Below are 23,678 nucleotides of genomic sequence, written 5' to 3'. Positions count from 1 at the left end.
GACAGGATTATAGTCGGCCTGCCTGCGGGGCAACAATGACAGTTGAACAATTCCAGGGATCAGCGGATCAGCAGGTCAAACAGATCCAGGCCTTTTTTATCCTGATTTTTCAGCATGTCCGCAAGCGAACCCGGCGTTGGCCCGCCATTGCCGGCCGCATGATTGAAATAATTAAAATCGAGCTTGATCTTGTCTTCCAGGTCGCTCGCATAATTGGCCGGATATTGGGACTGTTCCAGCTGGGGCAATGCCTGGTAATGCGCCAGCACGGATTTGAAGAAATTGGTCGTCTTGCCGGTAGTATTGTATTCATGCATGGCTTGCGCCACGACTTGCGTGCGCCAGGCCTCTTCTTCCTGATACGCCTGCATAAAGGCGGCGCGCCGCTCGTTGATGGTAAATGTCCCGCTGTCATCGTTCGAAATGGCGGACAATTGCTCGCGCGAAAGCCCGGCAAACGGATTGGGGCCCTTTCTCTCGACATAAGCGGTGGCGGCGGCGGCCGACTTTGCCGCTGCCGCATCGTTCGGTTGCGGTACCTGCTTTGCGGCGGCCGCCTTGTGTTCGGCGTCCAGCGGATACAGGATGTCGGTGGTATTGCCATTCACCCACGCACCCAGCGTAGCGTGGTCGTAGCCCCGGATGGTGGCGCTGGTGGCCGTCGCGGCCGCCGACAAACGCCCGGCCAGGGTCGAGATCACGACATCGTCCGCCACGGCGCCGGCGCCGGCCGGCGCTGTCTGGGCCTTGTCCGATGCTGCCTTGCCTGATGACACCTTGCTGCCATCCGCGGCAGACAGTGCCCCGGATTGGATTCCCGCCGTGCTGATATTGACCATTGCCCGCCCCTGGAGAAGTAAATGTTACTATATAAGTAAATATTACCATAGCACAACAAATATCAAACCTGAGCAAGGGAATGGAGCAGCTTGATGCAGGAATACAGATTCAATATTTTCGGCACGCTGATTGCCGTCCGGGGCAATCCGGGCGCCTGGCGCGCCTTCTACCTGGGCGCGGAAGGCAAGCGCCGCCCCGCCGATTTCATTATTCCGGACGATATTCCAGCAGATGCGCTGTGCGACTACCTGGCGGACCTGTTCCATGAAGAGGCGACGCCGCGCAATAACACGGCCACGCCTGTCACTGTGCCCGCATTCCAGGCCTAGCTTATTTCACCGGCTCGAACGTCACCGTCAGCCCGTTGCCCGTGGTCCTGATCTGCGTGGGCACGAATTGCACGCCCGCATAGCGCAATTCGTCCGGCTTGAAGGTGTAGATCGGCGTTTCATGCATGAGCTGGTCGGCCACCAGGCTGGCCACCTTGGCGAACTGGCGCTGCTGCGACTCGTCCATGCCATCGATGGTCACCTTGTCCACGCTCGCTTCGCTCAAATACACCGCGTTGCGCCGGGCGTCGAGCACGAGGCGGCCCGACATGGCCAGGCTGCCGCGCCAGCTCTGGCGTATGAACGGCGGCATCACGCTGGCATCCACGCTGAGGGCGACTCTTTCGCGCTCGGGCTGCAGCGACAGTTGCGGGTGGGTCAGCTTGACGTCCAGCACGGACAGCACCCGTTTATCGATGGGAAAGCGGCGCTCCAGGCCTTGCTGCATCTTGCTCAGCGACACATTCACGTCGCGCGGGCCGATCAGGGTGGAACACGCGGCCAGCACGCTGCAGGCCAAGGCGGCGATGGCGGCGGTTTTCAGCAAGGGACGAAAGGCGGTCGCGGTCATGGATAGTCTCGGTGGAAAGATGGCGCCATCTTACACATGCGCCCGCTTTCACGCAAAAACCGGCGCCCGCCTTGCAGCGGGCGCCGGTTTTTCTCATGTTGGCCCGCTTAGCGGACGAACAGGGCGATCAGTATGACGATGGGCAATGGAATGCCCAGCAACAGCAAGAGGATGGAACGCATGGCAGACTCCTTGATTTTATGGTGGGGGGTTCAGATGGTGACGTGGCGCAGCACGCGCTCATGGTCGCGCTGGCGCCCGCCGAACGTTGCCGCCAGGCTAGCCACGAAAGCGCCGAGCAGCAAGGCGACGAACATCCACAGTGCCGTGTGGGCGCCGGCCTTGCGCGCCGTTTCGGCCGCTTGCTGTGCCTGCGCCTTGGCATCGGCGGCAGCCTTGGCGGCGCGGCCGTAGACGGCGTCGACGCGCGCTTGCGCCTCCGCCTGCGTCAAGCCCGTGCGGCTGGCGACGAGCTGGCCCAGATAGGCGCGGTCATCGGCGGCCAGGCTGCCCGTGGACAGGCTGGTGGCGAAAATCTTGCCGATTTCAAGACGCTGGTCGGCGGCCGTCGCGCCAGGATTCGCCATCGCCGGCGTGCCGGTGGCAGCGTCAGCCGGGGCCGGAGCCGCGCGCAGCAACATGTCCGAGAAATAATCGAGCGGATTGGCGCCACCGCCCTCGCCTTGCCTGGCGCTGGCAGCGCCTGCCGCACCTGCAGCACCTGCGCCCGCCCCTACGGCCGGGCCCACTGCCGCCGCCACCCCGCTGCCCGCGTCGATGGCGCCGCTCAGCACGGCGCGCGTGCCGCCGGCCAGCACGGCCACGGTGATCAAGGTGGCCACGGCCCAGGCCAGCAAACCGTGCGCCGTATCGCGGAAATGCACTTCATCCGTGTGGATGGCACTCCATTTCACGCGCAGCCGCCCCGCCATGTAGCCGCCGATGCCGGACGCGGCCAGCTGCATGAAGGCCAGCCAGGCGATGGTCGACACGCCGATGGCCGTCGCATTGAACGACCACGGCGACACGGACGACAGGCCCAGGCCCACGCCGAGGATCAGCAGGATGAAGGACAAGGCGGCCGCAGCGGCAGCGCCCGCCAGTACGGCGCCCCAGGAGACGCCCGGATTGTTCAAGTCCGAGACGGACAGTTGTGTAGCTTGCATGAAATACTCCCTTGCTTGTTGATTGTTTAAGCCATTCAGGCAGCGACGCCCGTCAGCTGTTCCTTGCGCGCGGCCATTTCCTTGCCCAGCGCATCGAGGTCGACGGCCGTATCGCGCACCTTGGGAAACATATCGCCCTCTTCTTCCCCGACGTGGTGCTCGATCTGCTCGGACAGCACCTTGACCTTGGCGTCGTACAGCTCGTCGGCCGGGTCCATCGCTTCGATCTGCGCGATGAGTTCCTTGGCGCTCGCGTGCTCGACGAGGGCTTCATCCATCAGGTCGCCATCGTGGATGGGGCGGCGCACGGCCGGGTAGAAGATTTCTTCTTCCAGCTGCGTGTGCACGGTGAGTTCCTGGCAGATCTGATCGGCCAGCTTTTTCTTGGTGGCAAATGAGCGGTCGCTCAAGCCTTCGTACTGGGCAAACAAGGCCTTCACGGCTTTATGGTCCTGCATCAATAAACTGATCGCGTTCATGGCGCCTCCTCGTTGTGGATGAGGCAAGGATGCGCCACGGCGGCGCCGGCGTATGTGCGACGCCTTACACAATCTTGATTTTTAATACACTGCCTGCCTACTTGATGCCGTGGTGGCTCATCAGGTCGTACAGGGTGGGCCGGCTCACGCCCAGCAGTTCGGCCGCCTTGGCGATATTGCCGTCAGCCCGCGCCAGCGCGCGCACCATCACCTTGTATTCGGCCCCTTCGCGGGCCTGGCGCAGGTTCAGCGGTTCATCCGGGGCCGCCGCCCGGGCACTGGCGGGCAAGCCCAGGTCGTCGGCGGCGATCTGCGGGCCGTCGCTCATGATGACGGCCCGCTTGATGCAGTTTTCCACTTCGCGCACATTGCCGGGCCAGCCATAGCTTTCGATCAGCTGCAGCGCGCCCGCGCTGAAGTGCAGGCTGCCCCGGCCTTCGCTGGCGCAGAACTTGTTCTTGAAATGATGGGCCAGCAAGGCCGCATCGCCGGCCCGCTCGCGCAGGGGCGGAATGCGCAAGACGATTTCGCTGAGGCGGTAAAACAAGTCTTCGCGGAAACGTCCCTGCTCCGCCAGCACCTTTAAATCCTGGTGCGTGGCGCAGACGATGCGCACGTCGACGGCGATCTCGGCGCGCCCGCCGACACGCTCAATGACTCTTTCCTGCAGGAAGCGCAGCAGTTTCGCCTGCAGCGGCATCGGCATGTCGCCGATCTCGTCGAGAAAAAAGGTGCCGCCGTGGGCCAGTTCGATCTTGCCCAGGGTTTGCCGCGCCGCGCCCGTGAACGCGCCCCGCTCATAGCCGAACAGCTCGCTTTCCAGCAGGTTTTCGGGAATCGCCGCGCAATTGATGGCGACAAAACGCTGCGCATGGCGGCTCGACAGCGCATGCAGTCCCCGCGCAATCAGCTCCTTGCCGCTGCCCGAATCGCCCAGCAGCATCACGCTGGCCGACGAGGGCGCCACTTTTTCCACGTTGCGGCACAGTTTCAGCATGCCGGGGTCGCGGCTGACGATGCCGGCCAGCGGCGAATCGGCCTGCGTCTGCAGCATGCGGCGGTTTTCCTGCTGCATCGCGTGTAAATAGAACGCGCGGGCGATGACCAGGCCCAGCATGTCGGCCTCGAACGGCTTCTGGTGGAAATCGTAGGCGCCCAGCGCGATGGCCTTCAAGGCATGCGCGCGCTCCTGGTTGCCCGAGAGAATGATGACTTTCGTGTCCGGCGCCAGCGCGAGGATCTGCTGCAGGGTGGCCAGGCCTTCCGTGGCGCCGTCCGGATCGGGCGGCAAGCCCAGGTCCATCGTCACCACGGCCGGCTGGTGGCGCCGCACGAGCGCCAGCGCCGCCTCGCGCTCGCCCGCCAGCAAGACGTCATAGCCGTCAAAACTCCAGTGCAACTGCTTTTGCAGGCCGGGATCGTCTTCGATGACCAGCAGTTTTTGTTTCGCCATACGATCACCTACTGTCAGTGGATGACGCCGCGGAATTTTGGGTCAGTCCTTGCGGATTGGAATGCGCCTCATTGAGGCGCATTTCCCCCGGCGGGTCTGACCCCAAAGGCGCATGCAGCGGCAGGATCACGCGAAACGTCGTGCCCACTTGCGGCTCGCTGCGCACTTCCAGGCTGCCGCCCACTTCGCGCAGGTATTCGCGGCTTTCGAACACGCCGATGCCCATGCCCGCCGTCTTGGTCGTGTCGAACGGTGTAAATAGACGTTCGCGGATGAACTGTTCGCTCATGCCCTGCCCCGTATCGTCGAGCTCGACGACGGCCGTATGCTGCACGCGCCGCAAGCGCACGGCCACCTTGCCGTCGCTGGCCGTGGCTTCGATGGCGTTCTGGATCAAATGGCCCAGCACCCGCTCCAGCCGCGCGCGGTTGGCCAGCACCGTCAGTTCGCCATCGACGATTTCCAGGCACGGGGCCGGCGCCAGGCTGGCCTTGGCCGCCACGGCCTGGCGCAGCAAGCCGTCCAGCAGCAGCGGCGCGGGCGCTTCCGGCGCTTCGCCGCGCGCCAGTTTCTGCAGCAGGGTTTTCATTTTCTGCACGGAATGGTCCAAAGTGCCCAGCATGTCTTCCTGGAAGGCGGGATTGGCGCGGTGCTTTTCCGCATTGCTCAATAGCAGGGAGAGTTGAAACACCAGGTTCTTCAAGTCGTGCACGATGAAGGTGGACATGCGGTTGAACGAGTCGAACTGGCGCGCCACCGTCAGGGTGGCGAGCGATTCGCGGTGCGCCAGGTAGCTGGCGGCCTGGCTGCCGGCAATTTTCAGCACGTCGCGGATTTCCCAGTTCAAGCCGATGCGCGTGCGGGGCCGCGCCAGCGCGACAAAGGCGAACAGCTGGCCATGCAGCATCAAGGGCACCAGCAGCCACACGTCGGGCAGCGCCAGCAGCGCGGGCGGCAACGGCAAGCCGCCGTACTGGTCCGGATTCTGCACCCAGTCGGGCACGTCGATCACCCATTGTCTTGCTTCCAGAAACTGGCACAGGGGGCCGGACGCCGGCTCGCTCCACGTGCCCGGCGGCCAGTTCCAGCTGGCCGCCGGCGCGAACTGGCCCTGCTCGCGCAAGATCCACAGCGCGCCGGCGCGGCTTTCCACCAGCTGCGCCATGGCCTGTATCGTGCGTTCGCCCAGGTCCGGTCCGTCTTCGGACAGCGCGCGCGTAAATCGCAGCCATTCCTCGCGGTAATCGAAGATGGCATTGTAAAAATGCTTGTTGATCGTCACCTTGAGCTTGGCGCGCAAGCTGCCGGAAAACAGCACGCCCGCCAGCAGCAAGGCCGCGCCGCCCAGGTAAGCCATTTGCATCAAGGAGCCCCAGGTGCCGCCGAAGTAGCGCAAATAGTAGGCGCTGGCCGCCATGGCCAGCAAATAGATGGCCGAGCCCAGCAAGGCGGCCGAGCGGTACAGCATCTGGCGCGACACGGACAAGCCCAGCGCCCAGCCCGGATTGCGCGCGGCCGAGACCGCCAGCAGGGGCGCGCACAGGGCGTCGACGATGCCGCGCGCGGCCCAGATGTCATCGTTGACCGCGCGAAACAGCAAGGCGTCGCTGTACAGATAGAAATCGTAGGCGAACAGGCCACCGACACCGAGACACGCAAACTTGATGCCCCAGCGTTTCAAGGGCGGCGTATTGCGGTACCACTGTTCCACCAGCAACATGCCCAGCACGGCCAGCAGCAAACGGCAGACACTGGCGATGAGTCGCGCCGGCAAAGGCAGCGCCAGCCAGGACGAGGCCATGGAGAGCAGCCAGGGCGCCAGCGCCGTGAGGGCGATGCCGGTCAGCACCAGGCGCAAACGGGACCGCGCCGGTTCGATCAGCAGCAGCAGGAACACCAGCCAGGCCAGGGTGCGCAGCAGTTCCAGCGCATCGCCGGCCAGCGCCGTGCGCTGCCCCAACAGCACCAGCACCACCGTGCCCGTCGCCCAGCCGCCCGTCGCCAGGCACGCGACCAGCAAGGCGCGCACGTTTTGCCGCGCGCGCCAGTTGCTGATCAGTAGCAGCGCCAGCACGAAGAAGGCCAGCGACGCCAGGCCATGGCTGAGGGCCGCTGCGTCGGCCGCCGCCAGCCAGTCCGACTGCGCCCGCATCATCGGCTGCCCTTGCCAAACAGCACCACCTGCACCGTGTCGAGCAAGATCAGCAAGTCGAGGAACAGGCTATTGTTTTTCACATAATACAAATCGTATTGCAGTTTTTTGACGGCATCGTCGACGGAGGCGCCATATTGATAGCGCACCTGCGCCAGGCCCGTGATGCCCGGCTTGATGCTGTGACGAATGTTGTAGTACGGTACCTGCAGCTTCAATTGCTCGACAAAATAGGCGCGCTCGGGGCGCGGTCCCACGAAACTCATCTCGCCGCGAAACACATTGAGCATCTGCGGCAGCTCGTCGATGCGCAGCTTGCGAATCAGCTTGCCCACGCGCGTGATGCGCGCATCGTTGTCCAGCGCCCAGACGGGCTTGCCATCGCGCTCCGCATCGCAGCGCATGCTGCGAAATTTCAGCACATTGAAGGGCAAGCCGTCGCGCCCCACCCGCTCTTGCTGGTAAAACACGGGGCCGCCGTCTTCCAGGCGGATGCACAAGGCCGTCGCCAGCATCACGGGCAGCGCCGCCAGGCAGATGACGCCGCTGGCGGCCAGGTCGAACAGCCGTTTCGAGGCGGCGCGGAAAAAACTCTGGTCGAAGCCGCCGCCATAGATCAGATAGCTCGGTTGCAAGGAATCGATGCGGATCTGGCACGCTTCGCGCTCGAAAAACGTGGCCGCGTCGATCACCTTGACGCCGCCCAGCGCGCATTCCAGTAGTTGCTTGGCAGGAAACGCACCATTGCGCCGGTCGCTGACGGAGACGACGATCTCATGCGCCGCATGGCGCTGGGCCATGGCCAGCAGCGACGGTTCCGCCGGCAACAAGGCCGAGGCCGGCACGCAGCATTGCTCGCCAGCCACGTCGATGCAGCCGACGACGGTAAACTGGTGGAAACCGATCTTGCTCGCCGCCAACTCCATGCATTCGCGCGCCAGCGCCCCGCCGCCCACCAGGATCAGCCGGCCTTCCATCAGCGCCGATTGCGAGGATTTGAACACCACCAGGCGCGCCAGCAGCACGCCGATGGCGCCCAGGCCGAAGATCAGCACGCTGCCGCGCCCGAAATGCAAGGAAGGAATAAAGCGGATCAAGACGCTGAGCACGGCAAAACCCAGCGCGAACGACGGCAGGATGCGCAACAGGGTGTTGCGGATGTCTTCGCGCGAGCGGTGCTGGTACATGCCCAGCGCGCTCATGCTGAAAACGATGACCAGGGCAAAAATCGAGGACGACAAATACACCTCGCTCGCCCGCACGAGGCGGCTGCCATCCGCCAGCCACAGCAGGGACGTCAGGGTGGCCGACAGCAGCAGGATCAGGATTTCCAGCAACAGCAAGATAAACGCTGTTTTCGAGACGTAATGGCTGAAGATGCGGATCATGGGGCCTCCTGCGGCAAAGGCGACACGCCGCGCACAAGGCGGCCTGCTGCTGTCCTGCCATCATGGCGAACTGTTCCACGAGGACATTGATACGCCACAAGCTACGGCCCCAGCTATCTTTCACTGGCAGAATTTATCTCAACACATTACCGATTGATGTGAAATGGACTATAGTATGCTTCCCCTAAAAAAAGATAAATGTCATGAAATTTGATGTAGCGATTGTCGGCAGTGGCCTGGCGGGTTTATCGGTTGCACTGCATTTAGCTGAGACGCGCACCGTCGCGATCATTTCCAAACGCGCGCTGCTCGATGGCGCCAGCAACTGGGCGCAGGGGGGCATCGCGGCCGTGCTGGACTCGGGCGACAGCCACCAGCAGCACATCGAAGACACCCTGATCGCGGGCGGCGGCCTGTGCGACGAGAGCGCCACGCGCTACATCGTCGAGCACGGCCGCGAAGCCATCGAATGGCTGATCGAGCAAGGCGTGCCGTTTACGCGCGACGCCACGGCCGAACTGGGTTTCCACCTGACCCGCGAAGGCGGCCACAGCCAGCGCCGCATCATCCACGCGGCCGACGCCACCGGGCACGCAGTGCAAGTGACCCTGGAAGAAAAGGTGCGCGCCCACCCGAACATCAGCCTGTTCGAACACCATTGCGCCATCGACCTGATCACCTCCGACAAGCTGGGCATGAAGCCAACCCAGCGCAATGCGCAACCGCATTGCCACGGCCTGTACGTGCAGGATGAGCAAACGGGGAAAGTCCTGACCTTTGCCGCCGAGCATACCGTGCTGGCGACGGGCGGCGCCGGCAAGGTGTATTTATATACCACCAACCCGGACACGGCCAGCGGCGACGGCATCGCCATGGCCTGGCGCGCCGGCTGCCGCGTGTCGAACATGGAGTTCATCCAGTTCCACCCGACATGCCTGTACCACCCGTACGCGAAATCCTTCCTGATCACCGAAGCCATCCGTGGCGAAGGCGGCTTGCTGAAACTGCCGCCCGAAGCGGGCGCGGCGGCTGGCACCCGCTTCATGCTGGCGCACGACGAGCGGGCCGAACTGGCGCCGCGCGACGTGGTGGCGCGCGCCATCGACTTCGAAATCAAGAAACGGGGCCTCGACTACGTGCACCTGGACATCAGCCACAAGCCGGCCGAATTCCTCATCGAACACTTCCCGACGATTTACGCGCGCTGCCTGGAACTGGGCATCGACATCACCAAGCAGCCTATCCCCATCGTGCCCGCCGCCCACTATACGTGCGGCGGCGTCGTGACGGATCTGTCCGGCCGCGCCGACTTGCCGGGCCTGTACGCCGTGGGCGAGACGGCGTGCACGGGCTTGCATGGCGCGAACCGCCTGGCGAGCAACTCCTTGCTGGAATGCATCGTCATCGGCCGCGCCTGCGCGCAGGATATCGAAAGCAAGGAAAAGCTGGGCACGCCATACCTGCCCGACTGGGATGAAAGCCGGGTCACGGATGCGGATGAGGAAGTGGTGATTTCCCACAACTGGGACGAGCTGCGCCGCTTCATGTGGAACTATGTCGGCATCGTGCGCACGACCAAGCGCCTGGAGCGGGCCCAGCACCGCATCGCGCTGCTGAAGGAAGAAATCGACGAGTACTACCGCAACTTCCGCATCACCCACGATTTGCTGGAACTGCGCAACCTCGTCGACGTGGCCTCGATGATCGTCAACAGCGCCCTGTCCCGCCGCGAAAGCCGCGGCCTGCACTTCAGCCGAGACTATCCGGAAACCTTGCCGAAGGCCATCGCCAGCGTGCTGACGCCGCCGCACCGGTAGACGACAAACACAAGCGCCTGCTGATACTGAAAGCAGGCGCATCGTGCGATGAATCGTGGCGGTGTGCCGCCATTTGCCACAGGCGGCCCCGCCGCAGGCATCGCGCAATCACCGAAACGTAATGCAAATGTTGAATAAGAGACTTTTTGATGCCATTGCATCTGCGGTGGACCTGGATGACCCTGCAGAGCAATCTTCAGCTCAGCGATTCATGATTGAGGCTATTGGCAGAGTGACTTCACAATTGCCTGATGTTGCCAAGTCAGCAGCCGCTGTGGCGAATCGATACATCACCGGTGCGGCGACGGCTGAGGAAGTCATTGCTGAGCGTGTACGCCTCTGGCGAGCAATCGAAGGGCGAGACCAATCGGACGAGCCAGACGTTTTGAAAATAAGAACGGCCATATGCGTCTTGCATCCCATGGATATTGGCGCTGCTGCCGAAACATTGGAGTATTTTTTTGAATTTTGGCGGCAAGCAGGCTTGGCGCAGGCTGAGCTTAAGGCCGCCGTTCAGAACAAGTATGGAATTTAAGGTGGCTTCAAGCGGCCAGAAGCAGCCGTTGAACAGGCATGCGCTGCTTCTGGCCTGCCTTTACGGGCAAGAACACAATCGTCTTCAACGATGCTGAACCCAAGTCGATTTGCGTCGAATTTTCCCGGGCTACTTCAGCGAGGCTAACTGCTGCAAGATAGAGGTTGTTTAATTCAGGGCATGCAGTCGCCCATTGCTAAACATGGAATCAATGACAGTGATGGCAATAAAGTGGAAGAACCAGGAGGTGCGAAGCCACAATGGCCTCCTGTGCAGCAATGGTGATATCTACGACGTGCACGAAACCAGAATGGTCAGCGTACGTGAAAAACAGGAACTTGGCGGTTGGCTCAATGTCGCGATTCTGGCGCAAGAAGAGCTGTATGGCGGACAGTACATAGTTAAGTGCGGAGAGGCTGCGGAACACGGCTCAATCGGCGTAGTCGTTTTGGAATCGCTGCAAAATCATGAACCTGTTTGGACGTTTGTTTCGGATCAATCCAATCCCTTTGATCAAATAACAATCAAGGGCGGCTTGGTTTTGGTGCTGTCAACGTCAGGCGCCGTGTTACGGTTTGGTGCGCCCATGAGGGAGGCAAGGCTTCTGCTTCCGAGTACGTCGATCCATGGTTCGAACGACGGGCGCTTGTAAATAGGCCGAAAGCAGCCGACCACAAAAGGCCCTGCTCGGCGCAAGCAGCCATGCGCCACGGTTCAGTCCGGGCTGGCAACGGTGTTTGACGCCACCGGCACGGTGCCGCGACCGGACGAATCGCGGATGTCATCCGCCATACGGTATCCCTGCATTACCCGTACACGCCTGGCAAAAAGGCTGGCCACGCATCAGTGATCGAACGGCGATGACGTTCCCGGCTCACGATTCCGGTTTCAGCGGCTCGATGCCATCCTCCGTGTACGACATCTTGGCCGACGCGCCCGTGCACTCCCCCTGCGGCTCGTCCGCCACATAGCGGCACTCGCTTTCCACGCTGCCATCTTCCCGCCAGTGCCGGGTCCAGCCCTGGCGTTCGCCATCCACGTATTCGATCAGCTGCCTCGGCTTGCCATCGGCATACCATGAGCGCAATGCGCCCTCCTCGCGTCCGCCCGCATTCCACAGTTTGTGCACGATCAATACGCCGGTTCGGCTGAAGCGTTGTTCGCTGCGCAACACAAAGTGATCGATGTGCGTGCGCTTGCTGGCGACCTTGCCGTCCGGGTAATATTCGACGCTCTCGCCGACAGGCTTGCCGTCAACGTAGTTGGCGGTGCGCTGCACCGTGCCATCCGGAAAATATCCGATGCTGGGGCCCGTCATGATGCCGTTGTCATGCTGGCTGCGGCTTTCCACGGTGCCGTCGGGATAGAACAGCAGCAGCTCGCCGTCCGTCTCGCCCTTGACCCGCGTCATGCGCGTGCGCAGCTTGCCGTTTTCATCGAACGTTTCCACCACACCGTCGGCGCGGGCGCCGTTGCGGTAGGTGCGTGACTCGATCAGCTTGCCACTCTGGTGATAAGTCTGCTCCTCGCCCTCCTGCACGCCATTGCGCCACGTGCCGCGCATGGAAATCTGGCCGTCCGGATAATAGCGGGTCTGCATGCCCTCTTGCACGCCGCGCCCGTCCTGCTCCACCTGCATTTCCAGCTGTCCATGCGGGTAATACATGCTGTAATTGCCCACCAGCTTGCCGCGCAGGTAATCGGGGGCGTCGACCTGGCCCGTCAGCCGCTTCGGCTCGCCTTCGCGCACATGATAGATCTCGACTTGCCAGGTGCCCGGCGTCTTGCCGGGCGGCAGCGGAACGACCAGCGCATAGCGCGCATGTTCCTTGACTTCGCCGCGCGACAGGTTGTGGTTCAGGTAGAGCCGCGCCTTGCCATCGGCACACGCTTGCGGCTCGCAGCCGCCCAGCTTGCTGACTTCGGGCATGGCGAGCGCTGCGCCGGGTGCCGGACACGATCTGATGCGCATCAGCAAGGGCGTCGCCTCGCGTATCAACGGCGCCAGCTGCTGCTTCATGGCCGCGTATTGCGCCGCATCCAGCCCGACCGAGCGGGCATCCATGCGCACCTGGCGCCCGCCGCAGCCGCTGTCGCCGGCCAGGGTCAGCACGACGCCGCCGCCCTTGCCGGGCTCGGCCTGGATCGCGCTGACCACTTGCCGCTGCACGATCTCGGCCTGGGCCAGCACCGGCAACAGCAGCATGGCGCCAAGCACGTGCTTCACAAGGCGCGCCATGCCTGCTCCTTGCGCTGCAGTTCCGGCGCCGGCGCCGGCGGCGCTTCCCCGCATGCGCCCTGGGCCTTGCCGGCCAGATACTGGCACTCGCCCTTCAAGCTGCCATCCTCGTGCCAGCTGCGGCTCCAGCCGTCGCGCCGGTCGTTCACGTACTCGATGGCTTGCTCGGGCTTGCCATTTTCATACCACGAGCGCGACGTGCCCTGCTCGCGCCATTGCGCATCCCAGCGTCTTTCCAGCACCAGCACGCCTTGGGGGCTGTAGCGCTGGATACTCAGCAGTCCGCCTTTGTCGCCATACTGCTGGCGGCTTTGCACCTTGCCGTCCGGATAGAATTCCAGCGCCTCGCCCGTGGGTAAATCGTTGACCTGCGTCATCCTGGCGTGCACGGCGCCATCGGGGTAGTAATTCGTCGTCACGCCATTGGACTTGCCATTTTGCATTTCCGAGCGGCTGGAGACTTTTCCATCCGGGAAATACGTGAGCATCTCGCCTTCCATCTTGCCGCCGCGCAAAGTGTAGCTGGTGCTCGGCTTGCCATTTTCATCGAAGGTTTGCACGGGCCCGTCCAGGCGCTGGCCGTCGCGGTAGCTGCTCGTCTCGCTCAGCTTGCCCGTCGCGTGATAGCGCTGGTGTTCGCCCTCGGGCATGCCATGGCGCCAGTTGCCGCGCAGCTCCAGGGTGCCGTCCGGATAATACTTGCTGCCGATGCCGTGCTGGCGGCCTTGCCCATCCTGCGCCACCTGCTTCTCGATCTTGCCATTGGGGTAATATGTGACATAGCCGCCCACCAGCTCGCCGGAGGCATAATCGGCCTTGTTAACCTGGCCGGACAGGCGCAGCTTGCCGCCCGCCACGCTAACAATCTCGACCTTCCACGTGCCCGGCAGCTTGCCTTTCGGCAAGGGCAACAGCAGCACGTTGGGCGCGTTTTCCTGCTCGATGGGGTAGAAACCTTCGTGCAGGTACAGCCGCGCCCGGCCATCGGCGCAGGCGGCTGGCGTGCAGGCGGCGATCTGGCGCACGATGGGCACGCTCGCATCCTCGGGGCATTTTTTCAGGGTGACGAGCATGGGCGTCCTGGCGCGCATGCGTTCAGCAAGCTGGACTTTCAGCGCCTCGTACGGCGCCTCGTCCAGGTTCACTGAACGCGCATCCATGCGGATCTGCTTGCCGCCGCAGGCCGTCGTGCCCGCGATAGTGAACACGTCGCCGCCTTCGCTGTCCGGTTCGCTGGCCATCGCTGTCACCACCAGGCGCTGCACGATTTCCGCCTGCGCCATGGCTGAATACAGCAAGGAAGCGCCCAGCACGGCGCATATCATCTTGATTTTCATGGTATTCCTCTAATTTTCCGCCGTGACGGCGACACCGCCCGGCACGAAGCTGACCCGGCCATCGCGGTAACGCACCAGCACCACCACCTTGGCATCCATCAACTGACCGTGCTGTACGGCCGGCAGATAGGTCCAGCGCTTCACGCTATCGAGCAGCGCCTTGTTGAGCATGGGTTCCATCGGCAATTCCGCTGCCGCAAGCGTCAGGCTGCCGTCGGCCGCAATCGACAGGATCAAGCGGTTTTCGCCCGTCGCGTGCTTTGCATCGAGCACGCCATAGTCGACCGTCGTCATCGTCTCGCGCTGCACGCCGCCGACCTGGTCCCGCAGCGGCGGCATGGCCTGGAGTTTTTGCGCCAGCAGCGCGCCATCGGCCAGCGTCTTGTCCCAGCGCTTCTGGTAGGCGCCCGGTTGCGCCAGGCGCAACACCTTGGCGGTCAGGTCCATGCGCTGCATCGTGCGCGCGACGCCATTGTCGGCCGGCTCGCCCGGGTCCGCCGGCAAGGCGTTCTGCACGGCATAACGGTAAGCCGTCAGTCGCGCCAGCGCCACCAGATTGACGGCATCGCGCTCGTCGCCGCCGCGCAGCTGTGCAGCAGCCGCGATGCCCAGCCAGGCCGTGCCATCGGTCGGACGCGCCCACACGGCTTGCTCGAAGTACTGGCGCGCCGCCTGCGGTTCGTTCAGGCTCAGGTGCATGCGGCCCATGGCCGCCGCCACCAGATGGTCGCGCGGGTTGGCTTGCAGCAGATCAAGATAACTGGCGACCAGCGCCGGCTCATAACCGGGCACCCAGCCCAGGCCTTCCAGCAACGAGGCGCGCAGCTGCGCCTGCGTGCGGTCGCCGCCGTAGCCGGACTGCTTTTCTTCGCCGGCCCGGTACAGCAACTGCAAGCCGCGCGTGACGGCGTCATCGTCGCCCTTGCTGACGGCTTGCGACAGGCTGCGCACGGCCTTGCGCGCATCGGACGGCTGGAAACCTGCCGCCTTGCGCGGGCGCCAGCGAAATACTTCCAGGCCAGCCGCCTGGTCGGCCTGCGCCTGCAAGTTGGCCTTGTCCTTGACTTCATCGGACGACGAGGTCCAGGCCGTAAAGCCGATCAGGAACAGCACGATCAAGAGCACCACCACGGCCCAGCCCTTGCCCGTGATGCCGCCGCCCGCGTTGCCCGCCACATTGCCGGCCGCATTGCCAGCCCAATTCGCAGCGGGAATGGCGACCGGCGCCTGCCCCGGCGCCGTGCGGCGCGCGCTGCGCTGCGGCGGCTGTTGCAATTGCATCTGCTGCGCCTGCACGGAGGCTTGCGCGGCCGCACCGATGACCTTGTCGCGCGCGCAGGCCGCGCAACCGTGACCCGCAAAATGCTGATGTTCGGCATTCACGGCGCAAACAGTCAACTTGCCGCCGCTGCGCTGAGCATAGCCGCGCAGCAACTGCGCCCAGTCGGCCGCCGCGGGCCGCTGGGGTTTTGGCGACTGGGAAAACGCGCGGTCGAACATGGCGCGCAATTCGGGCGGCATCAGCGCATGGCCGCTGGTGGCGTTCGGCGCCAGCTGCTTGTGGCGCTTCACGCCATACGCGTAGCAGCCGTCGCGGATGCGCCCGGGGATATCGGTGGCCACCTGCGCATTGCCGGGCCGCCCGCTGTACGGGTGGATGCCGAAGTTGAGCAACTGAAAGATGATGACGGCCAGGGCGAAGCGGTCTTGCGCCATTTCCGTGCCCGCCGGCATGCCCTTGCGCTGGAATTCCGGCGCCAGGTAGTCGGCCGTGAATTGCTCGGCAGGAAATCTCTCCGCATGGCCCTGGATGCTGAAACCGTCGCAATCGAGCATGGCGATGTACAGCGAATCGCGGTAAAAGCGCAGATTCACGGGCTTCAAATCGACCACGTAATGCTGCTGCTGGTGCAGCGCATCGAGGACGGCGGCCAGGTTGGCGGCCAGGGTCAGCTTGGGACCGAGTCCCGTGGGCAGGCCGGCCGCGCGCGCTTGCCGCTCCTGCATGATCTGTTCCAGCTCGGCCGTCTGCGCCATGTCCAGCAGGGGCATGACGAACCCGGCAAAGCCGCCCTGGCCGTCGAACACGGCCGCTTGCGGCCAGGCGATCTGCACGTAGCGCTTGCCGTTTTCCACTTGATCGGGCAACTCGGGCGACAGTTCCAGCATCGCTTCGAGCTTGCGCCGGTTGGCGGCCCGGTCCAGGTGCGGGTGGTACAGCTTGGCAACCTGCGCGGGCGCGCCGGGCAACAGGTACACGCTGCCCGCGCCGCCGCTCTTGACGAGTTTGCCCAAGATCAAACTGCGGACTTTATCCAGCCAGATTTTTCCACCCGGACTCAGGCCGGGTGTCACGCCTTGCTTCCGGCTCATGCGCGCAAGGCCAGCAGCAGGGTCTTGTCGTCGCCCGTGATCTGGTGCGTGCGCGGGTCGGCCAGGGTGGACGCCAGCGCCGCATTGCCCAGCTCGATACTTTCGACCGTGCGCAGATAGCCTTGCACGGCATCCATGAACGGCGCGTACAGGCCCCCATTGTTCTTGCTCATGGCAAAGGGCATGCAGCCGTCCGACATCAGCACCACGCCGCGCGTGGCATGGGGAATCGGCAACAGGCGCAACTGCTCGCGCCAGCGCTCGCCGCTGATGAAATATGTTTCGTTGGCGTATTCGCCGTTGGCTGGCAACGAGATCAGTTCGCCGCCATCGCCCAGTTGCGCCACGCCCAGGCCGTCGCCCAGGTGGAAGAAGAAGCCTGTATCTTGCCCCATGACCACGCCGACGACGGTGGCAGCATAGTCATCCAGGGTGGCGTTGGCGGCGCGGGCGATGTCGTCCAGTGCGGCGCGTATCTGCGCCAGGGTGCCCGCCAGTGCGCCGTCATGCAGATCCCGCACGGTGGCGCCCTGCTCCAGCCGTCCGGCCAGCGCCTGCACGGTTTGCGCTGCGACAAACTGCGCGCCTTGTTCGCTGAGCCGGGCCGAACCGGCGCCATCGCAAACGATGGCGACCAGCACGTCATTCGCGACGGCGTGCGCGTGCGCATCCTGGCAAGCGATGTCTTTATCCAGGTGCGCCTTGCCCGTGACGGAGGCGCCGAACACGCGCCAGATATTCTGTACTGCAGTCATGGATCAGCGGGCTTTCACGTATTCACGACCGACCAGCCGTCCGTCGAGGCCAGCTGGGCCTGCGCACCGGGACGCGATTGCGACACCACCTGCATGCTGGCGCTCAGCCACAGGAACAGTTCGCGGAACTGCAAGCCCTTCAGCTGCTTCACGCCCCGTTCGCCACGGCTGGAGAATTCGCCCAGGGAATCGATATTCGCATGGTCGCCCACGGCGATGGGGAAGATCGCCACTTTATTCGCCTGCTCGGCCGCCCGCGCCTGTTCGGCGCCATGCTGCCAGCGGTCCGTCGGCTCGCCGTCCGACATCAAAAACAGCCACGGCCGCGTGTACGCCACGCCCGCCTGGCGGAAACGCTGCTTTTCCTGCTCGATTTCCGCCAGCGCCAGTTCCACGGCCGCGCCGGTCGGCGTGGTGCCGTTCGCTTCAAGCCGGGGCGCCGTGAAATCCATGGCGTCGCACCAGTTGCTGGCGACGACCGCTTCATCGTGGGCGCCATACTGAATCACCAGGATGCGCACGCGCTTGGCGGCGATTACGTCGGATTTCAATTCCTGTTCCAGCAAGGCCAGGCCTTCGTTGAGCAGCGAGACGGGTTCGCCATCCATGCTGCCGGAGCAGTCCAACACGAGCACCAGCGGCGTGCGTTGTTCGGTATTGTCGACCAGGGCGACATCGGGGATCATTATGGAAGTCATGTAATTTTGATAGAGTTGCGAAATAGCCTAGCCCCGAAGCTTACCCTATGGATATGTTTTCCATGCGTCCGATTGCTTGGGATTGCGCCATGCGCTATCAAAGTGCTGATTTTTAGGGATTTTTTCATCCCTCCCCCATCGCGTGCCCGGTGAACTTGCTCTGAAAGCAACAACCTCGTACACTGCGCCATTCAGGTCGCCCGGCAACGGCCAAATAAGCAAACTTGATGATGATACCGATCGCCAGCCTGGAAGAGCTGGAAGAATTCCTGGGAGAAAAACTGCAGCAGTTCGATGCTGGGCCGCCAATCGCGCATCCAGGGCTGCGTCTGTCGCACGTGTGCAAGCAAGTGGCGCTGGAAATCCGCAACGGCAACGCCACTGCCGTGCGCGTCGCCTTCCTGATACTGACCAAAGATCCTGGCCTGCCCTTCGGGAAACGCATCAAGAGCGGCTTCGCCAGGGCGTTAAGGCAACGTGCCGACCTGCTGTCCGAGATGCAACGGCGTGGCTTGACAGCAAAAACCGTCGCGTTGCTGGAACTTGAATTCTGTCCGCGAGAAACAGAAGATTATTGCAAATTAATCAAAAAATTTGATCCAGCCGAGCTGCCCGCCCGGATCGATGATGTGCGCGCCACGGATGCGAAGTCGCGCATGCTCCTGCAAAGCCTGATTGCCGAAGGCGCGCGACGTGCATCCCGAAGATAGCAGCGCTATTCCCAGATGATTTCCAAGGGCACGCCCGGCTCCAGCTCCGCCTCCTTGCCGGCAAGCGGATATTTCCGATGCCCCAGCGAGTATTTGGTCACGAAGACCTTGTAGCTGCCATTGCGCAGAAAATGCACGATGAACAGTCCCGCATCGCCAGCCGCATATTGCGGCACTGGCACGGTTTGTTCCACGCGGATATCCTTGCCTTTCTTGATGGTATGCATGACGATATTCGCCGTCATTCCCGCCTGCCACACGCGGGGAATGGAAAGGCAACAGGTATGGCCGCCGCCGCCCTGGCCGGCGTCCAGATAGCCCGCCCCCGCAGTGGCGCCATTCTGCAAGGTCACCTCATAACTGCCTATCCCGTGATCGGTATGGTTGTAGCCGCTTAAATTGACCGTCAAGTCCTGGCTTTCCTGGCCCGTTGCCGCCTGTGAAACCGCCATGCAAAGACACAGGAAGCCGATCAAAAGCGGTTTCATCGAAAAAATACTGCTGGCCATATGACTTCCTCAATCAGCATGGCATGCGACTCCCGCCCCATGCCCTGAGTTTATATTTTTGACAATTTTTTATTGTATCGGGGAATCTTTTATCCAGGAGCACGATTACACCGGCGGCGCCGCATTGCGGTGGCGCCGCGCATGTACTATCTTGATAGTTGCCCAGGACAGAAGACAGCGACCCGCCCCTCCTCACAAAGGTGGGGCGCATCGTTGCGCAAGACCGCCCTTACCCAGTTCCGCACCTGCACGCCTGCGGCACACTGATGTCATCAGGATTGGGGGCAAGCATGCACACAGGGACAGTCACCGCGGACGTGGGCAAACTGATCGGCGCCATGTACGACTCGGCCTGCGGCACGGGCGACTGGCCGCAGCTCGACAACGCCGGCCTGAACGGCCAGCAATGGCAGGAACTCCTGCCGCATCTGCAGCGCGCGCTGTGCCTGCAGCAGCGCCTGCGCGAGGCGCAACTGGCCAGCCACTGCGCGCTGGCGGCGCTCGACGCCATGGGCGCGGCCGTGCTGGTGCTCGATGGCAACCTCGCCTTGCGTTTCGCCACCCCCGCCGGACACGCCCTGCATGCGGCGCAACTGGAACACGCGGCCCCGCCCGCCCTGGTGCGCGCCGTGCGCCTGGTGATCGCCAGCGCCGGTGGCGCAGCGCAATGCCAGTCGCTGCGCCTGCCGCGCAAGCAGCAAGCGCCGCTGGCCCTGACTGTCACCCCGCTTGCCGATTGCCAGCCCACCTGCGCCCTGCTGATCGCGCGCGACCCCACGAAAACGTGCACGTCCGTCCCTGCCTTGCGCCAGTTGTTTGACTTGACGCAAGCCGAGGCGCAAGTGGGCAAGGCGCTGGCGCAAGGGGCCACCATCGAAGAAATCGCCGCGCAGGGCGGCATCAGCGTCAACACCGTCAAGACGCACCTGCACCACACCTATTTAAAGACGGATACGCGGCGCCAGGGCGAGCTGATCGCCCTGATCCACGGCGCCACGGCGCACCTGGCCGTGCTCGATGCATGAGGCCGTGTCATCCGATCGGATGATGCGCGGTGGATATTGCCTGCCTACACTGGCAAGACCGGCAGCCCGCGCCTTGCCAGAGTGACAGCAGCGCTTGCGGACCAGCCGGTGCGGTTTCCCTGTCACCCACATCAACATCGCCGCGCCGGCAGCGGACGGCACCACAGTTCAAGGATGGGTAAAAAAATGAAAACATGGATATTGGCCGGCACCCTGGGCGTCTGCGCCCTGCTGGCAAATGCGCAAACGCTCCCCGACAGCCAGACCGTCGTCGTTCCCGGCGGACGCCTGCACACGATCGAATTGCCGGCACACAAACATTTCATGAGTGCGGAAAGTTTTGCCCCGTTCCGCGGCGGCTATGAGCTGTCGAACGGACAAGTGCTCTACCTGCGCAATGCGGGCAGCATCGGCGCCATGATGTATGCGCGCATCGATGACCAGGAAGAACACCGCATCATCGCCACCGGCAGCGACAGCTTCGTGGCGCTCGACCAGCAACTGGCCATGCGCATCGACCTGCGCGACGATGGCAGCGTGGGCGGCGAAGTACGGATGGTCGTGCCGGCCGAAAAAATGGCCAGCGGCGAGATCGTGCCTGCCCATGTGCAAAGCATGAGCCTGGCATCGCGCTAGGGCGGCAAGCCGCATGCCGCATGGGTGGCAGCCATGAGCAAGCAGTATTCCGTGCAACAGCAAAACGCCCTGACCCAGGCCGCCATCAAGCAGACGGCGGCCTGGTGGCGCGCCCGCCCCCTGCCCGACGCCTTGCGCCAGTGCGCGGCCAGCCATGGCGTGGCGCTGGGCACGGCCCTCATGCTCGACCTGCAACTGGCCTGGCCCGGCATGCCCGCCGTCTACGGCAAGCTGCTGAGCGCCGACGGCCGCTTCATTCATTTCGAGATGGATCTGGACGACAAGCTGCGCCCCTTGCCCGGCAGCGTGGCGTGGGACGACATCAGCGCCGGCTACGACCTGGCCGCGCACAAGCGCGGCACGGGCGTCGGCTATGGGGTGTTGTGCAAGAAAGTATTGCAGGAATTGAATCACGGCGCGTCCTAGCGGAACCGCCGCCTTCGCATGCTATGATCGGCGCCCGTTCATGAGACAAATGGCAACGCCACATGCAGCATCCATCCGGCAGTCAATCCCGATCCCTGCTGCGCCGCGGCCTGCGCCTGCTGGCCTGGCCCTTGCTGGCGCTGGTCAGCGCCGCCTGCACCAGCACCACGCGCCATCCTGCCAGCGAGCCCACGCCAGTCATCCTGCGCTTTACCTATGACGATGGCAAGCCGATGCGGCATGACGATTACCTGGCCCAGGCGCGCCAGCAAACGTATATCAAGTACTGCAGCAAGATAGGCAGCACCACTGTCTGCGACATCGGCTCGGATGCACTGTTCACGGGCGGCGACGCCCCGCTGGACGCCAACGGCGAAGTGCGCGTCACCCTGCACTCGACCGGCCCCATCGGCAACAATCCGACCAGTCTTTGCATCAAGGGCAAAGGCTACGTCTTTGATTCCGGCGACTGGAAACGCGGTCCCTTCAGCCCCGGCCAGGTGATCGAGATCCGCTACAGGATCAGCGAAGTGGAGATGGCGTGCCCCTGGTCGTCGGGCACGCCGCCGTGGTGGGACAAGAGTTAAGCCAGCCGGAGCCGGCTGGCCCGGCTTTACTGCAACTCGAACTCCGCCGGGGTCAAGCCCAGCTCGCGCGCGATCTTGCTGGCCACGCGCTGCTCGTTGGCGTCGAAATTGCCGTCCGACGAAGCGACGGCGATGATCATGCGCACCAGCAGGCGCGACGCCTCCACATTCGACTTCATCTTGCCCAGCGCCTGATAGGCCTTGGCTTCGCCGATATCCTTGTCGAACTCCAGCTGGCCGACATACTCCTGGAAAGCCTTGATGACATCGCTGGTGGTAAACACCGACAGCGCGTCATTGCTTTCAATAAACTTCACCATCTTCTGCTTCTCTTCCGCACTGACGCTGCCGTCGGCCATCGCGATCAGGGCCGAGCCCGCCATCGCGGCATTCAGGAAATCCTTGTTCTTGTACTTCAAGGCCTCGGTTTTCAGTTCGCTGGCTTTGGTCTTCAGTTTGGACAGAAAGGAATCGAAACTCATGGCGGTTCTCCTGGTTAGTTCGAATGAGGTAGCGCTACAGGCTACCACTATCACCTAGCTGGGGGCGCGGGGGTGGAATCCAAGCGCTGGAAGCATGCCTTGCCTCCGCTGACCGCATGGTCCAACCCACAGGCAAAGAGCCGGGGTCAGACCCTAAGGGTCTGACCCCAGTTTCTGCCTTGGGGTGAAATTCAGCCAACGCCACACTAGCGCACATAAAACACCACAAAAGCAAGATCGTGTGAGCATTATCTTATTTGCAGTTGAAAAATAAGTAACTTCATGGCAGCATGGAATTACATTTTCTTTACTGCAAGGTTGTGATGGACAAGCAATTGCTGCTGATTTGCGCGCTGACGTTCATCATCCACATCATCGGCACCCTGGCCTACTCCGTGCGCATCGCCGGCATCCGTACGCGGCGCATCGCCGTCTCGCTGGCCCTGTTCAGCATCCTCATGCTGCTGTCGCGCACGTCGAACTCTTTCCTGGGGCCATTTCTGGCCAAGCGCATGGAAACGGGCATCGACCAGCACGTCGCCGCCGGCACGCTATTGCTGGACTTCCGCTGGCTGCTGTTCTCCGCCAGCCTGGCGACGATATTGGGCGCCATCCTGATCCCCACCTTCCAGCGCGCCTTCTGCCGCGCCGTCGAACACTTCCAGGTGCACAGGTCGGTGCCGAAACTGCTGCTGCACGCCGTCTTCAAGGGCGGCTTGTCCTACCTCAAGACCTCCGCCAGCCTGCCCAAGCCCGCCAACGTCACTGGTTTGCGCGAAAAATCCGGCGTTTCAATCTCCATGACGGCCATGAACGTCATCGCCACGGCCCTGTGGACGGTAGGCGTCTTCGCGGCGTTGTACGCAGGCGTGCTCGACCCCAGCGTACGCGTCACCTCCAGCACCCTGTCATCGATCATCAACGGCGGCGCCACCATCATGATGGCCGTCTTCATCGACCCGCACATGTCGGGCATGACCGATGACGTTATCGAAGGAAAGATCGAAGAATCGCAGTTCCGGAGAGCAGTGGTGTGGCTGGTGGGAAGCAGATTGGCGGGCACGCTGATTGCGCAGTTTTTGCTGGTGCCGTCGGCGGTGGTGATTGTGGGGGTGGCGAAGGGTTTGTGAAGATAGATAATTATAATTTCAATTAATTAATGTCATTTGAA

The 23,678-nt window shown here is 63.1% G+C and carries 24 protein-coding genes; 10 read left to right on the top strand and 14 right to left on the bottom strand.

The genetic code is table 11. From position 1 onward, the window contains the following. Positions 1-59: 59 nt before the first annotated feature. A complete protein-coding gene (locus BZG29_RS14660; protein WP_150130916.1) occupies positions 60-776 on the bottom strand; it encodes a hypothetical protein in 717 nt (238 codons plus the stop codon). A 153-nt stretch (positions 777-929) separates the two neighbouring features. Between BZG29_RS14660 and BZG29_RS14655 the strand changes: the two genes are divergently transcribed. After that, entirely contained in the window at positions 930-1,169 is a 240-nt protein-coding gene (locus BZG29_RS14655) for a hypothetical protein (protein WP_216350306.1), read from the top strand. Between the two features lies 1 nt (position 1,170). Here the strand turns inward: BZG29_RS14655 and BZG29_RS14650 are convergent, their stop codons facing one another. The 6 genes from BZG29_RS14650 to BZG29_RS14625 form a co-directional block, all read right to left on the bottom strand. Further along, positions 1,171-1,740, bottom strand: a complete 570-nt coding sequence (locus BZG29_RS14650) for a DUF1439 domain-containing protein (RefSeq protein ID WP_077404071.1) — start codon at positions 1,738-1,740, stop codon at positions 1,171-1,173. Positions 1,741-1,952: 212 nt separating this feature from the next. Beyond that, entirely contained in the window at positions 1,953-2,906 is a 954-nt protein-coding gene (locus BZG29_RS14645; RefSeq protein ID WP_077404068.1) for a hypothetical protein, read from the bottom strand. A 35-nt stretch (positions 2,907-2,941) separates the two neighbouring features. Then, the gene (locus BZG29_RS14640) at positions 2,942-3,385 is read right to left on the bottom strand and encodes a hemerythrin domain-containing protein (RefSeq protein WP_077404065.1); all 444 of its coding nucleotides are present in this window, start codon (positions 3,383-3,385) and stop codon (positions 2,942-2,944) included. Positions 3,386-3,482: 97 nt separating this feature from the next. Continuing rightward, complete coding sequence (prsR, locus tag BZG29_RS14635; RefSeq protein WP_077404062.1) at positions 3,483-4,838, bottom strand: PEP-CTERM-box response regulator transcription factor; 1,356 nt, start codon at positions 4,836-4,838, stop codon at positions 3,483-3,485. Positions 4,839-4,842: 4 nt separating this feature from the next. Next, the gene (gene prsK / locus BZG29_RS14630; RefSeq protein ID WP_077404059.1) at positions 4,843-6,993 is read right to left on the bottom strand and encodes an XrtA/PEP-CTERM system histidine kinase PrsK; all 2,151 of its coding nucleotides are present in this window, start codon (positions 6,991-6,993) and stop codon (positions 4,843-4,845) included. Next, positions 6,990-8,378: a TIGR03013 family XrtA/PEP-CTERM system glycosyltransferase gene (locus BZG29_RS14625; protein ID WP_077404056.1), complete on the bottom strand. Its 1,389-nt coding sequence runs from the start codon at positions 8,376-8,378 to the stop codon at positions 6,990-6,992. Before BZG29_RS14625 ends, prsK begins: the two co-directional genes overlap by 4 nt. 203 nt (positions 8,379-8,581) lie before the next feature. On the opposite strand from BZG29_RS14625, the gene nadB reads away from it, so the two are divergent. From nadB to BZG29_RS14610, 3 genes are all read left to right on the top strand, one after another. Then, positions 8,582-10,195: an L-aspartate oxidase gene (nadB, locus tag BZG29_RS14620; RefSeq protein WP_034748527.1), complete on the top strand. Its 1,614-nt coding sequence runs from the start codon at positions 8,582-8,584 to the stop codon at positions 10,193-10,195. Between the two features lie 121 nt (positions 10,196-10,316). Next, positions 10,317-10,730 carry a hypothetical protein gene (locus BZG29_RS14615; protein ID WP_077404053.1) on the top strand — a complete coding sequence of 138 codons (414 nt, stop codon included), beginning with the start codon at positions 10,317-10,319 and terminating at the stop codon, positions 10,728-10,730. Between the two features lie 202 nt (positions 10,731-10,932). Then, on the top strand, positions 10,933-11,382 hold the full coding sequence (locus tag BZG29_RS14610) for a hypothetical protein (protein ID WP_150130915.1): 450 nt from the start codon (positions 10,933-10,935) through the stop codon (positions 11,380-11,382). A gap of 222 nt (positions 11,383-11,604) precedes the next feature. Here BZG29_RS14610 and BZG29_RS14605 read toward each other — a convergent pair whose 3' ends face one another. The 5 genes from BZG29_RS14605 to BZG29_RS14585 are packed head-to-tail and all read right to left on the bottom strand — an operon-like array spanning position 11,605 to position 18,132. After that, entirely contained in the window at positions 11,605-12,969 is a 1,365-nt protein-coding gene (locus BZG29_RS14605; protein ID WP_077404047.1) for a toxin-antitoxin system YwqK family antitoxin, read from the bottom strand. Beyond that, positions 12,954-14,306 carry a toxin-antitoxin system YwqK family antitoxin gene (locus tag BZG29_RS14600; RefSeq protein ID WP_077404044.1) on the bottom strand — a complete coding sequence of 451 codons (1,353 nt, stop codon included), beginning with the start codon at positions 14,304-14,306 and terminating at the stop codon, positions 12,954-12,956. Before BZG29_RS14600 ends, BZG29_RS14605 begins: the two co-directional genes overlap by 16 nt. 9 nt (positions 14,307-14,315) lie before the next feature. Then, on the bottom strand, positions 14,316-16,679 hold the full coding sequence (locus BZG29_RS14595; protein ID WP_150130913.1) for a hypothetical protein: 2,364 nt from the start codon (positions 16,677-16,679) through the stop codon (positions 14,316-14,318). Next, a complete protein-coding gene (locus BZG29_RS14590; RefSeq protein WP_077404038.1) occupies positions 16,676-17,434 on the bottom strand; it encodes a PP2C family serine/threonine-protein phosphatase in 759 nt (252 codons plus the stop codon). The genes BZG29_RS14595 and BZG29_RS14590 overlap by 4 nt, the downstream gene beginning before the upstream one ends. A 14-nt stretch (positions 17,435-17,448) precedes the next feature. After that, the gene (locus BZG29_RS14585; RefSeq protein ID WP_077404035.1) at positions 17,449-18,132 is read right to left on the bottom strand and encodes a VWA domain-containing protein; all 684 of its coding nucleotides are present in this window, start codon (positions 18,130-18,132) and stop codon (positions 17,449-17,451) included. 227 nt (positions 18,133-18,359) lie between these two features. On the opposite strand from BZG29_RS14585, the gene BZG29_RS14580 reads away from it, so the two are divergent. After that, positions 18,360-18,842, top strand: a complete 483-nt coding sequence (locus tag BZG29_RS14580) for a hypothetical protein (protein ID WP_077404032.1) — start codon at positions 18,360-18,362, stop codon at positions 18,840-18,842. 5 nt (positions 18,843-18,847) lie between these two features. On the opposite strand, the gene BZG29_RS14575 is transcribed toward BZG29_RS14580, so the two are convergent. After that, positions 18,848-19,252: a DUF3304 domain-containing protein gene (locus BZG29_RS14575; RefSeq protein WP_171985021.1), complete on the bottom strand. Its 405-nt coding sequence runs from the start codon at positions 19,250-19,252 to the stop codon at positions 18,848-18,850. 389 nt (positions 19,253-19,641) lie between these two features. Here BZG29_RS14575 and BZG29_RS14570 point away from each other — a divergent pair, with 389 nt between their 5' ends. The 4 genes from BZG29_RS14570 to BZG29_RS14555 all read left to right on the top strand — a co-directional run bounded on the left by BZG29_RS14570 (position 19,642) and on the right by BZG29_RS14555 (position 22,025). Next, positions 19,642-20,376, top strand: a complete 735-nt coding sequence (locus BZG29_RS14570) for a LuxR family transcriptional regulator (protein ID WP_171985020.1) — start codon at positions 19,642-19,644, stop codon at positions 20,374-20,376. Positions 20,377-20,562: 186 nt separating this feature from the next. After that, positions 20,563-21,012, top strand: coding sequence for a hypothetical protein (locus tag BZG29_RS14565; RefSeq protein WP_150130911.1), 450 nt, complete (start codon positions 20,563-20,565; stop codon positions 21,010-21,012). 33 nt (positions 21,013-21,045) lie between these two features. Continuing rightward, positions 21,046-21,438, top strand: a complete 393-nt coding sequence (locus BZG29_RS14560) for a hypothetical protein (protein ID WP_077404023.1) — start codon at positions 21,046-21,048, stop codon at positions 21,436-21,438. Positions 21,439-21,500: 62 nt separating this feature from the next. Beyond that, positions 21,501-22,025 (top strand): hypothetical protein, encoded by a 525-nt coding sequence (locus BZG29_RS14555; RefSeq protein WP_077404020.1) that lies wholly within the window; start codon positions 21,501-21,503, stop codon positions 22,023-22,025. 26 nt (positions 22,026-22,051) lie between these two features. On the opposite strand, the gene BZG29_RS14550 is transcribed toward BZG29_RS14555, so the two are convergent. Beyond that, positions 22,052-22,507 carry a tellurite resistance TerB family protein gene (locus BZG29_RS14550; protein ID WP_046685140.1) on the bottom strand — a complete coding sequence of 152 codons (456 nt, stop codon included), beginning with the start codon at positions 22,505-22,507 and terminating at the stop codon, positions 22,052-22,054. A 323-nt stretch (positions 22,508-22,830) separates the two neighbouring features. Here BZG29_RS14550 and BZG29_RS14545 point away from each other — a divergent pair, with 323 nt between their 5' ends. Beyond that, on the top strand, positions 22,831-23,637 hold the full coding sequence (locus BZG29_RS14545) for a lipid II flippase Amj family protein (protein WP_077404017.1): 807 nt from the start codon (positions 22,831-22,833) through the stop codon (positions 23,635-23,637). The last annotated feature ends 41 nt before the right edge of the window (positions 23,638-23,678 follow it).

Origin of the sequence: Janthinobacterium sp. LM6 (assembly GCF_002002885.1) — a bacterium.
Lineage (GTDB): Bacteria > Pseudomonadota > Gammaproteobacteria > Burkholderiales > Burkholderiaceae_D > Janthinobacterium > Janthinobacterium kumbetense.
This window is presented reverse-complemented; position numbering and strand designations above follow the sequence as displayed.